Origin of the sequence: Klebsiella sp. A-Nf5, from assembly GCF_002810545.1 — a bacterium.
Classification (GTDB): domain Bacteria; phylum Pseudomonadota; class Gammaproteobacteria; order Enterobacterales; family Enterobacteriaceae; genus Klebsiella; species Klebsiella variicola.
In genome coordinates this window covers 1-11,804 of sequence record NZ_PIOG01000180.1, presented here as the reverse complement: position 1 = coordinate 11,804, position 11,804 = coordinate 1, and the positions used below count along the sequence as shown (strand labels likewise).

General features: G+C 57.7%; 12 protein-coding genes. 4 read left to right on the top strand and 8 right to left on the bottom strand.

The features are described 5' to 3' along the window. Positions 1–3: 3 nt before the first annotated feature. From mliC to pdxY, 4 genes are all read left to right on the top strand, one after another. Positions 4–327 carry a C-type lysozyme inhibitor gene (gene mliC, locus CWM53_RS19430; RefSeq protein ID WP_061154382.1) on the top strand — a complete coding sequence of 108 codons (324 nt, stop codon included), beginning with the start codon at positions 4–6 and terminating at the stop codon, positions 325–327. Positions 328–384: 57 nt separating this feature from the next. After that, the gene (pdxH, locus tag CWM53_RS19425) at positions 385–1,041 is read left to right on the top strand and encodes a pyridoxamine 5'-phosphate oxidase (protein WP_032731006.1); all 657 of its coding nucleotides are present in this window, start codon (positions 385–387) and stop codon (positions 1,039–1,041) included. A gap of 124 nt (positions 1,042–1,165) precedes the next feature. Further along, entirely contained in the window at positions 1,166–2,440 is a 1,275-nt protein-coding gene (tyrS, locus tag CWM53_RS19420) for a tyrosine--tRNA ligase (protein ID WP_100729593.1), read from the top strand. Between the two features lie 60 nt (positions 2,441–2,500). After that, complete coding sequence (pdxY, locus tag CWM53_RS19415) at positions 2,501–3,361, top strand: pyridoxal kinase PdxY (protein WP_074385669.1); 861 nt, start codon at positions 2,501–2,503, stop codon at positions 3,359–3,361. A gap of 42 nt (positions 3,362–3,403) precedes the next feature. Here the strand turns inward: pdxY and gstA are convergent, their stop codons facing one another. The 8 genes from gstA to rsxB form a co-directional block, all read right to left on the bottom strand. After that, positions 3,404–4,009, bottom strand: coding sequence for a glutathione transferase GstA (gene gstA, locus CWM53_RS19410; protein WP_100729594.1), 606 nt, complete (start codon positions 4,007–4,009; stop codon positions 3,404–3,406). Positions 4,010–4,119: 110 nt separating this feature from the next. Further along, a complete protein-coding gene (gene dtpA / locus CWM53_RS19405; protein WP_061154385.1) occupies positions 4,120–5,625 on the bottom strand; it encodes a dipeptide/tripeptide permease DtpA in 1,506 nt (501 codons plus the stop codon). A 601-nt stretch (positions 5,626–6,226) separates the two neighbouring features. Then, a complete protein-coding gene (gene nth / locus CWM53_RS19400; RefSeq protein WP_008804641.1) occupies positions 6,227–6,862 on the bottom strand; it encodes an endonuclease III in 636 nt (211 codons plus the stop codon). A gap of 1 nt (position 6,863) precedes the next feature. Next, positions 6,864–7,562 (bottom strand): electron transport complex subunit E, encoded by a 699-nt coding sequence (locus CWM53_RS19395; protein WP_008804642.1) that lies wholly within the window; start codon positions 7,560–7,562, stop codon positions 6,864–6,866. A gap of 2 nt (positions 7,563–7,564) precedes the next feature. Continuing rightward, positions 7,565–8,185 (bottom strand): electron transport complex subunit RsxG, encoded by a 621-nt coding sequence (rsxG, locus tag CWM53_RS19390; RefSeq protein WP_032691405.1) that lies wholly within the window; start codon positions 8,183–8,185, stop codon positions 7,565–7,567. Positions 8,186–8,195: 10 nt separating this feature from the next. After that, complete coding sequence (gene rsxD / locus CWM53_RS19385) at positions 8,196–9,248, bottom strand: electron transport complex subunit RsxD (protein WP_012968049.1); 1,053 nt, start codon at positions 9,246–9,248, stop codon at positions 8,196–8,198. Next, positions 9,249–11,408, bottom strand: coding sequence for an electron transport complex subunit RsxC (gene rsxC / locus CWM53_RS19380; protein WP_100729595.1), 2,160 nt, complete (start codon positions 11,406–11,408; stop codon positions 9,249–9,251). Continuing rightward, a partial coding sequence (gene rsxB / locus CWM53_RS19375) for an electron transport complex subunit RsxB (RefSeq protein WP_100750834.1) occupies positions 11,401–11,804 on the bottom strand: 404 nt, incomplete at its 5' end. The genes rsxC and rsxB, both read right to left, overlap by 8 nt.

Below are 11,804 nucleotides of genomic sequence, written 5' to 3'. Positions count from 1 at the left end.
CGAATGAAAAAAATTCTTATCGCAGTTGTACCTTTTATGCTGGCGGGCTGTAGCTACTACAACCAGTTTGTCGAGCGGATGCAGACGGACACGCTGGAGTATCAATGCGACCAGAAACCGTTAACGGTCCATCGCAACAACACCCGCCAGCAGGTGAGTTTTATCTATGATAATCAGCAGTTGAACCTGACTGAGGGGCTGTCGGCTTCGGGGGCGCGCTACACCGACGGCGTCTATGTCTTCTGGTCGAAGGGCGATACCGCCACCGTTTATAAACGCGATCGCATCATCCTCGATAACTGTCAGCTGCAGACGGCCAAACGTTGAGATTTCTGTCGGGGGGGCGCACAATAACGCCACCTTATGACTACATCCTCAATGGCCATGTCTGATAACGACGAACTCCAGCAAATCGCGCACTTGCGCCGTGAATACACCCGTGGCGGTTTGCGTCGCCACGATCTTCCTGCTGAACCCCTGCCGCTGTTTGAACGCTGGCTGCGTCAGGCCTGTGACGCGAAACTCGCAGACCCGACGGCGATGGTGGTTGCTACCGTTGATGAGCGCGGCCAACCTTACCAGCGTATTGTGCTGCTGAAGCATTACGATGAAAAAGGGCTGGTGTTTTATACCAATCTTGGCAGCCGCAAAGCCCATCAGATTGAAAAAAATCCCCAGGTGAGCCTGCTGTTTCCGTGGCATATGCTGGAGCGCCAGGTGATGGTGATCGGCAAAGCGGAGCGCCTGTCGACGCTGGAAGTGGTCAAATATTTCCACAGCCGCCCGCGCGATAGCCAAATCGGCGCCTGGGTTTCCCAGCAGTCCAGTCGTATTTCCGCCCGCGGGATTCTGGAGAGCAAATTCCTCGAGCTGAAGCAGAAATTCCAGCAGGGTGAAGTGCCGCTGCCGAGTTTTTGGGGCGGATTCCGCGTCAGCGTCGAGCAGATGGAGTTCTGGCAGGGGGGCGAACATCGGCTGCATGACCGCTTTTTATACCAGCGTGATAATGGCGCCTGGAAAATAGACCGCCTGGCACCGTAAACGCCGAAATTAGTTATCGAAGCGCTGGCGCTGAAAGGGCCGGCGCTTTATTCTATGTACTTTTCGCATCTGGCGAAAAGTCGTGTACCGGCAGAGGTGCAGTCGTTTATACATGGAGAATTTGATGGCAAGCAGTAACTTGATTAAACAATTGCAAGAGCGGGGGCTGGTAGCCCAGGTGACGGACGAGGAAGCGTTAGCAGAGCGACTGGCGCAAGGCCCGATCGCGCTCTATTGCGGCTTCGATCCTACCGCTGACAGCTTGCATTTGGGGCATCTTGTTCCATTGTTATGCCTGAAACGCTTCCAGCAGGCAGGTCATAAACCTGTGGCGCTGGTGGGCGGCGCAACCGGTCTGATTGGCGACCCAAGCTTTAAAGCCGCTGAGCGTAAGCTAAATACCGAGGATACCGTGCAGGAGTGGGTGGATAAAATCCGCAAACAGGTGGCCCCGTTCCTTGATTTTGATTGCGGCGACAATTCGGCGATTGCGGCGAACAACTATGACTGGTTTGGCAGCATGAACGTGCTGACCTTCCTGCGAGATATCGGCAAACACTTCTCTGTTAACCAGATGATTAACAAAGAAGCAGTGAAGCAGCGCCTGAATCGTGACGATCAGGGTATCTCCTTTACCGAGTTCTCCTACAACCTGCTGCAAGGGTACGACTTCGCCTGCCTGAACAAGCTGCACGGCGTGGCGCTGCAGATCGGCGGTTCCGACCAGTGGGGCAACATCACCTCCGGTATCGATTTGACCCGTCGCCTGCACCAGAACCAGGTGTTTGGCCTGACGGTTCCGCTGATCACCAAGGCAGACGGCACCAAATTCGGTAAAACCGAAGGCGGCGCCGTGTGGCTGGATCCGAAGAAAACCAGTCCGTACAAATTCTACCAGTTCTGGATCAACACCGCGGACGCTGATGTCTATCGCTTCCTCAAGTTCTTCACCTTTATGGACATGGCTGAGATCAATGCCCTGGAAGAAGAAGACAAAAACAGCGGTAAAGCGCCGCGCGCCCAGTACGTGCTGGCAGAGCAGGTGACGCGCCTGGTCCACGGCGAAGAAGGCCTGGAAGCGGCGAAGCGCATTACCGAAAGCCTGTTTAACGGTAATCTGAGCGACCTGAGCGAAGCAGATTTCGAACAGCTGGCGCAGGATGGCGTGCCGATGATCGAAATGGAAAAAGGCGCCGATCTCCTGCAGGCGCTGGTGGATTCCGAGCTGCAGCCGTCCCGCGGTCAGGCGCGTAAAACCGTTGCCTCGAACGCGGTGACCATCAACGGTGAAAAACAGGCCGACCCGGAATATGTATTCATCGACAGCGACCGTCTGTTCGGCCGCTACACCTTACTGCGTCGCGGTAAAAAGAATTACTGCCTGGTCTGCTGGAAATAAAAAATAAAACCAGGGCGTGGGAAACCACGCCCTTTTTCTTTTTAGGGTTGTGGTAAGAAAATGAAGAACATCCTCGCCATTCAGTCTCACGTTGTGTTTGGCCACGCCGGCAACAGTGCCGCCGAGTTTCCGATGCGCCGTCTGGGCGCCAATGTCTGGCCCCTGAATACCGTTCAGTTCTCCAACCATACGCAGTACGGTAAATGGACAGGTTGCGTGATGCCGCCTTCACACCTGACGGAAATCGTCCAGGGCATCGCCGACATCGATAAGCTGCAGACCTGCGATGCGGTACTGAGCGGCTATCTCGGTTCCGCTGAACAGGGCGAGCATATCCTTGGTATCGTGCGTCAGGTGAAAGCGGCCAATCCGGCGGCGAAGTACTTTTGTGACCCGGTGATGGGCCATCCGGAGAAAGGGTGTATCGTCGCGCCCGGCGTGGCGGAATTCCACGTGCGCTATGCGCTGCCGGCCAGCGATATTATTGCGCCGAATCTGGTTGAACTGGAGATCCTGTGCGGTCATCCGGTCGCCAGCGTCAGCGAGGCGGTAGCTGCCGCGCGGGAGCTGATTGTCCAAGGGCCGGAGGTGGTATTGGTTAAACATCTCTCCCGCGCCGGTCTGAGCATGGATCGTTTTGAGATGCTGCTGGTGACGGCAGATGAAGCCTGGCATATCAGCCGGCCGCTGGTGGATTTTGGCCTGCGTCAGCCGGTCGGCGTCGGTGATGTGACCAGTGGACTGCTGCTGGTGAAACTGCTGCAGGGTGCCAGCCTGCGCGATGCGCTTGAGCACGTCACCGCCGCGGTGTACGAGATCATGCTCACCACTAAAAACATGCAAGAGTATGAACTGCAGGTGGTGGCGGCGCAGGATCGCATTGCCGTACCGGAGCACTGCTTCAGCGCCACCCGGCTGTAACTTCCCGGGCCTGCCCGACGGTCCGCCGGGCAGGTTCAGGCCTTATTTTAAGCCTTCTGCTGCCAGTGCGTCAGCCACCGCTGGACGCGCTGCCACCTGCGCCATCCAGCTGCCGATATGACCATAGGCAGCCATATCCAGTTTTATGCCATAGCCCCAGCGCAGCACGGTGAACAAATAACCGTCGGCGATGGTGAAGCGATGGCCAGTCAGCCACTGTTTATCTTCCATCGACGCATCAACATACTGCAGTTTCTTCTCGAGCAACGCCCGCGCGACAGGCTTATAGTCCTCCGGGGTATCCGGGCGGAACAGTGGGGTAAAGCCTTTATGCAGCTCGGTGGCCACGTAGTTCAGCCACTCCAGGGTCTGGTAGCGGGCGATGGAGCCCACTGGCGCCAGCAGATGGCGGTCCGGCACCTGATCGGCGATGTACTGCATAATAGCCACGCCCTCAGTCAGCAGGATGTCATCATCCAGCAGTAACGCCGGCACCTGACCTTTCGGGTTGATCAGCAGATAGTCATCCCCGTTTTCCAGCCGTTTTTTGGCCAGGTCCACGCTCTGCAAAGTGAAATCCAGGCCGCTTTCGCGCAGGGCGATGTGCGAGGCAAGGGAACAGGCGCCGGGTTTGTAGAACAGTTTCATGCGTAACTCCTCGTGGCTGCAGTTTTCTGTATGTTAGTCCCGCCAGGGGTAAAAAAAAAGCCGCTAACCTAACGTTAGCGGCTTAAAAATAATTGGTTTTCCCTGCGGCGTCAGGCTGCCGCGGTTTCGCGTGCTTTCAGGTCTGCGCTGTCGTCCTGAGTCATACGATTCAACTTCGGCGCGGTCAGCAGCATCAGGGCGGCGATAACCGCGGTGACGATACCAATCTGCAGGAACACGTGGCCGTAGACTTCCAGCGACACCAGCGGGTCAGTCACGTTTTCCGGCACCGCCATCAGGTTGGCGATTTTCCCGGCGATGATCGCTGCGCCGGCGGTGGTGAGGAACCAGCTGCCCATAATGAAGCCCATCAGACGCTGAGGAACCAGCTGAGCGACCATCGCCAGACCGAGGCCGGAAATCATCAGCTCACCGATAGACTGCAGCGCATAGCTCAGGATGAGCCAGTTAACCGAGACAATGCCCGCGTCGCTGGCGAACTTCGCCCCTAAAGGCAGGACGAGGAACGCGCCAGAGCACAGCACCATACCGAAAGCGAATTTATGCGGCATCGGCATGCGGTCGCCCATCTTGTTATAAATGGCTGCCAGAATAGGGCTACCAATCATGATCCAGAACGGGTTCAACGCCTGATACTGTTCCGGTTCGAAGGCGATACCGAGGATCGAGTGCTCAACGTTACGGATAGCGAAGAAGTTCAGGGAGGTCGGCATCTGGCTGTAGAGTACGAAGAAGACAATTGCTTCTACCATCAGCAGGAAGGCGACGATCATTTTACGACGTGCGGCACCTTTCAGACCCATGGTTTCTTTGGCGAAAATCACGACGATACCCAGAGCGACGACGCCCAGCACCATACGTGCGATACCCTGGTTGTGCAGCAGCCAGGTGGCGATGGCGACCAGCACCACCACGCCAGCGATGGTCGCCAGCAGTTTACCCATGTGTACCGGGGCAAAGTCCGGTTTGGAGCCGTACTGTTTAACCCATTTCTGGCAGAAGGCAAAGTTAATAATCGTGATCACCATCCCCACCACGCTGAGGGCAAACGCCACGCTCCAGCCGAAGCGAGCGGCCAGCCACGGGGTTGCCAGCATAGAGAAGAACGAACCGATGTTGATGGACATGTAGTACATGGTAAATGCACCGTCCAGACGTGGGTCGTTTTTGTCATAGCAGGTCGAAAGCAGGGAAGACGGGTTGGCTTTAAACAGGCCGTTACCGACGGCGATGGTCGCCATACCCATATAGACGATGGCAGCATCATGGCCGGACCAGGCCACCAGTGCATAGCCGATGGCCAGCACGACAGCGCCCAGCATGATGACACGTTTGGTGCCGAGCACTTTGTCGCCCAGCCAGCCGCCAATGGCAACCAGGCCATAGACCAGCGCGCTAAAGGAGGAGAACAGAGTAATGGAATCCGCTTCCGACATACCCAGCTGTTTTACCAGGTAAACGGCCATGATCCCTTGCAGGCCGTAATAACCAAAACGCTCCCATAACTCGATCGAGAAAATGAGATAGAACGCGCGTGGTTGTTTGAAAGCGTTCAGACTCACACTTTCTGCTGGTTTATTGTTTGCAGTAGACACATATACCTCTTTTTTTACATCCCATATTTACTGGGGGGTGTTCGGGGCGCAATCTCGTTGGACCGCCGCCTTTATAGTTATTTTGGGAGGGAAAACGGCAGGTAATGTTCACTATCCTGGCGCATCAGGCAAGGCCTTTGTAATAATCTGTTACACATAATATGCGTGGCATAATGCTCCGGACATATGAATGTTATCCAGAGTTAAATTTCACCGTTTCGTTATCGTTGCTATTTTTATCTTTTTAATCAGCCGGATTTTGCCAAACAGGCGATATATTCTGCTGAATGACCTTATTGGCAGTGATATGGTCCATTATCCTAAAAATTAATGGGCTATTATCCTGGCAATCTTTGCTCAATCGTTGTAATGCCTGACATTTATTTTCATTTTCACAACATGTAATCAACATAAAGTTGCGAGCATGATCTTGATCACAAATGTATAGAAATTTTGCGGCAAGAAAAAATGAATGAACTGACTGTTCGTTATATGACCGGATTATTACCCACCATAAAGCACATTTTCTGGTGTTAACGACGGGTTAAATGCATAAATTCGAGCCATAACTGAAGGTGAGGTTATGGCTCAGGCGAAGGTCTCAGGCGTAGACTTTCTCTTTGAATTCGCAGAGGTCTTCAATCAGGCAGGAGCCGCAGCGCGGCTTGCGGGCAATGCAGGTATAACGTCCATGCAGGATCAACCAGTGATGACAGTCGACCTTAAACTCGGCGGGGACCACCTTCAGAAGCTTCTCTTCCACCTGTTCAACATTCTTGCCCGGGGCGAACTGCGTCCGATTACAAACGCGGAAGATGTGCGTGTCCACGGCGATGGTTGGCCAGCCAAAGGCGGTATTCAGCACCACATTGGCGGTTTTACGGCCCACGCCGGGCAGTGCTTCCAGCGCTGCTCTGTCTTCCGGTACCTCGCCGTTGTGCTGCTCCAGCAGAATGCGGCAGGTTTTGATGACATTTTCCGCTTTGCTGTTAAACAGGCCGATAGTCTTGATATACGATTTCACCCCATCCACCCCCAGCGCCAGCATCGCTGCGGGCGTATTGGCCACCGGATAGAGTTTGGCTGTCGCTTTGTTGACGCTGACGTCGGTGGCCTGCGCCGAAAGCAGAACGGCAATCAGCAGCTCGAACGGCGAACTGAAATGCAGTTCGGTAGTGGGGTGGGGATCGTTTTCCCGCAGCCTGGTGAGGATCGCCAGGCGTTTGGCTTTGTTCATATTACGCTTTCCCTGTCACGTCAGACGGGGCGACAGAAACGGCCCGGGCCGCTTGCGCCTTCCGCTGCTTGCTACGTTCATCGATGAGGTATTTTACCGCCAGCATCATGCCGAGGCCAATAAAGGCGCCTGGCGGCAGCATAGCCAGCAGGAAGGGGGTATCCGTATGGAAAACCTCGATGCGCAGCACCTTCGCCCAACTGCCAAGCAGACTATCGGCGCCGTCAAATAGCGTGCCGTTGCCAAGGATCTCGCGCAGGGAGCCCAGCACAAACATCGCGCAGGTGGCGCCCATGCCGATAGAAAAGCCATCCAGCGCCGACAGCGCCGGCCCTTTTTTGGCGGCAAAGGCTTCGGCGCGGCCCACCACGATGCAGTTGGTCACGATAAGCGGGATGAAAATCCCCAGCGACTGGTACAGGCCGAAGGCATAGGCGTTGATCAGCATCTGTACGACGCTCACCACCGAGGCGATGATCATCACGTAAATGGGAATACGGATCTCCGCCGGCGTCCAGCGGCGCAGGCTGGAGATGGTCAGGTTGGTCAAGGTCAGCACCAGGGTGGTCGCCAGGCCCAGCCCAAGGGCGTTGGTGGCGGTCGAGGTGACCGCCAGCAGAGGGCACATACCTAGCAGCTGTACCAGGGCGGAGTTATTTTTCCACAGGCCCTGGACGATGACGTCTTTAACTTCGCTCATGGTTATTCTCCACAGGCGGTGAATTCAGGAAGTTGCGCAGGCAGTGTTTGTGCATACAGGCCTGCGCGCTTAACGGCATTGACCACCGCCCGGGGGGTGATGGTGGCGCCGGTGAACTGGTCAAAATCGCCGCCATCTTTTTTGACCGCCCAGTGGCTGTCGCCCTGGCCGTGGATGACTTTCCCGGCAAAATGGGTGATCCAGTCCGACAGACGAAGCTCAATTTTATCGCCCAGACCCGGCGTTTCATGGTGCTCGGTCACGCGGGTGCCGAGGACCGTGCCGCTAAAATCGGCGGCAACCAGCAACTGTATTGCCCCGGAGTAGCCATCCGGCGCGGTGGCTTCCATGACCGCGCCGATCGGCTGGTCGTTATTCTTGGCGATCCATACTTTATGCTGGCCTTTGCCCAGCGCCGGAGCGCTGACCAGATAGCAGCTCTTGAGCAGATCGTTATTATAGCGGTCAGCAGGTAAGACCTGATCAAATAACGCTTTCTGCTGCAGGGCCGCCTGCTGATCAATAGTGCTTTTCGTCAGTTCATTGATCGCCGCCGTCAGCCCGGTGGAACCGGCGGCAAACAGCGCCAGCGTGACGCCGTGTTTTCGCATCGTTTTTAACATCATCGCTCTCTCAACGGTGGCCATACACGCGCGGACGCGTGTAGTAATCGATCAGCGGCACGGTAATATTCGCCAGCAGAACGGCAAATGCCACGCCATCCGGGTAACCGCCGAAGCTGCGAATAAGCCACACCAGCAGGCCGGCGAGGGCGCCAAAGATCAGACGGCCGCGGTTGGTTGTTGAAGCCGTCACCGGGTCGGTCAGAATAAAGAAAGCGCCGAGCATGGTGGCGCCAGAGAACAAATGCATCTGCGGCGACGCCAGGCTCTGCGGCGAGAATAACCAGCCGAGGGTGGCACACAGGCCAAGGCTGACGAGAAAGCTGACCGGAATATGCCAGCGGATCGCTTTCTGCCACAGCAGGAACAGACCGCCCGCCAGCCAGGCGATATTCACCCACTGCCAGCCAAGGCCCGCCAGTACGCCACCGTAAACCGGCAATTGCAGCACCTGCTGGACGCTATGCCCGGCATGCAGAGAGGTTTTAAAGGTATCCAGCGGCGTTGCCTGGCTGATGCCGTCGATACCCAGTCGCAGGCTGGCCATGTCGCCCCCGGCGGCGGTATGCCCGGTGAAGATCATCTGCAGCACATCGCTGAACGCCGGAACCTGGGCGGCAATTTCATATGAAGGCAACCAGGAGGTCATCTGTACCGGGAACGAAATCAGCAGCACGACGTAGCCGATCATCGCCGGATTGAACGGGTTATGGCCTAATCCACCGTACAGCTGCTTGGCGATCACCACGGCAAAGGCAGTGCCGAGCACCACCATCCACCAGGGGGCCAGCGGCGGAATACTCACCGCCAGAAGCAGGCCAGTGAGCAGGGCGGAATTGTCCTTCAGGGTCGCCACAATATGCTGTTTACGCAGTTTGAGAATAGCGGCTTCCGTTGCCCAGGCCGTCAATGCGGCGAGGACAATCTGCAGTACGGTACCCCAGCCGAAAAACCAGGTCTGGACCACAATGCCAGGCACGGCGGCGAGCAGCACCAGCAGCATAATGCGCGAGGTCTGCCGCTGGTTATGGGTATAGGGGGAGCTTGCGATTCTGAAAACCATTTATTCCTCGTTAACTGCCTGCTGTGTTGCTTTACGCGCCTGAACGCGAGCGATCGCCGCGGCGACGGCCGCTTTGCGTGGGTCGTCATTGGCTGCGGCTGACGCGATATCCGGTTGTGCGGCCTGCTGTTCGGCTTTACGCGCTTTGGCGCGGGCGATGGCGGCTTCCACCGCGGCTTTACGCGGGTCGACTGGCTCGGCTACCGGGGCTTCCACCGGCGCGGCCTGCTGTTCGGCTTTACGCGCCTTGGCGCGGGCGATAGCGGCTTCCACCGCGGCCTTGCGTGGGTCGGCAGCGTCAGTTGCCGGGGTTTCCGCCGGCGCGGCCTGCTGTTCGGCTTTGCGCGCTTTGGCGCGGGCGATAGCGGCGTCCACCGCGGCCTTGCGTGGGTCGACAGCGTCCGTTGCCGGGGTTTCCACCGGCGTGGCCTGCTGTTCGGCTTTGCGCGCTTTGGCGCGGGCGATGGCGGCTTCCACCGCGGCCTTACGCGGATCGACAGCGTCGGTTGCCGGCGTGTCCACCGGCGTAGCCTGCTGCTGTGCTTTGCGTGCCCGGGCTTCGGCCTTCCGCGCTTCGCGTGCGGCAATTGCCTCGCTGTTATCCGGTTTGGCGCCAGACTGAATCACGATCGGTTGCGCCGCATCACGCTGTTTGTCGCGTACCCGAGCCAGGGCGGCGTTAATCGCATCCTGATCTTTGGCGGCAGGCTGAACGGCAGCTTTTTTATGCCGTTCGGCGCGGGTGGCTTTTTCACGCTCCAGGCGCGCCTGTCGGGCTTCGAATCGCGCTTTAGCTTCTGCGGCGCGCTGCTCTTCCTGGCGAATCGCGCTGATCTCCGCTTTCTCCTGACGGAAGTACTGCACCAGCGGAATATTGCTTGGGCAAACCCACGCGCAGGCGCCGCATTCGATGCAGTCCGCCAGATTGTGCGCGGTAGCTTTATCGTGCTGCTGGCCTTTGCTGAACCAGTACAGCTGCTGCGGTAGCAGATCGGCCGGACAAGCGTCAGCGCAGGCGCTGCAGCGAATGCAGCCTTTTTCTTCCTGCGGCTCGCCCATCTCGCTGGCGGAAGGCGCCAGCAGACAGTTGGTGATCTTCACCACCGGGACGTCCAGACCCGGCAGGGTAAAGCCCATCAGCGGGCCGCCCATGATCACCATCGGCTCGGCGCTGGCACAGAAGCCGGCGTCGTTTAGCAGATGGCGTACCGGGGTACCAAGGCGCGCCCAGACGTTGCCTGGCCGCGAGACCGCCTCGCCGGTCAGGGTGACCACGCGCTCCGTTAACGGCTCGCCGTCAATCACCGCGCGTTTTATCGCATAGGCCGTCCCCACGTTCTGCATCAGCACGCCAATATCCGACGAACGACCGCCATGGGGCACCTGCTTGCCGGTGAGAATTTGGGTAAGCTGCTTGGCCCCGCCGGAGGGGTATTTAGTGGGGATCACGCGCAGCGAGATGCCATGGGCGTCGCAGAGCACCGCCCGCAGCATCGAAATGGCCTGAGGTTTATTGTCTTCAATGCCGATCAGCACTTCGTCAGGCTGCAGAATATGCGCGAGGATGCGGATCCCGTCGACAATCTGCGCCGCGCAGTCCTGCATCAGGCGGTCGTCCGCCGTGATATAGGGTTCGCATTCGGCGGCGTTAATAATCAGCGTCTTAATTTTATCGCCGCCGCCGCGCAGTTTGCTGCCGGTGGGGAAACCGGCCCCGCCGAGGCCCGCGACGCCAAACTGATGAATGCGTTCGATAAGCGCTTCGCGCGTGCGGACCTGATAATCATTCCAGCCATCGCGCTCAATCCAGCGGTCTTCGCCGTCGGCGTCAATGACCACGCTCATCTCCGCCAGCGCCGACGGATGAGCGGTGGTGTGCGGGGCGATGGCGGCAACGGTACCGGAGGTCGGGGCGTGTACGGGCAGCATTCTTCCCCATCCGCGGGTCAGCGGCTGGCCGCGCAGCACCCGATCGCCCACCTTGACGCACAGTTCGCCTTCGGCGCCAATATGCTGCTTCAGCGGAATGATAAGGCGCTGCGGCAGGGAAACCTGGCGCAGTGGGGTACCGTTAGACTGGGTTTTCATTTCGGGCGGATGAATACCGCCGTTAAAATCCCAGACTTTATCTTTTCGGAAAGCGGAAAATAACTTAAACATGTTGTTCCACAGGAATATTGCGCACCGGGATCGTATGGATATCCCATTTCCAGGTTTCCGGGGTGGTCGCCACCGGAACGAGCGAAATGCACTGGGTCGGGCAGGGGGCTACGCACAGATTACAACCGGTGCACAGGTCGTTCATCACGGTATGCATGGCGCGGGTTGCCCCGACAATTGCATCCACTGGACACGCCTGGATGCATTTGGTGCAGCCAATGCAGTTCGGCTCGTCGATTACCGCGAGCATGCGAACTGGCTCCGCCTCCTGTTCATCGCCATCGACCGGCTGCGGGTCGACGTTCAGTAAGGCAGCGATTTTTAACATCACGGCTTCGCCACCCGGCGCGCAGCGGTTAATTTTTTCACCCTGAGCACCGACAGCTTCCGCATAGG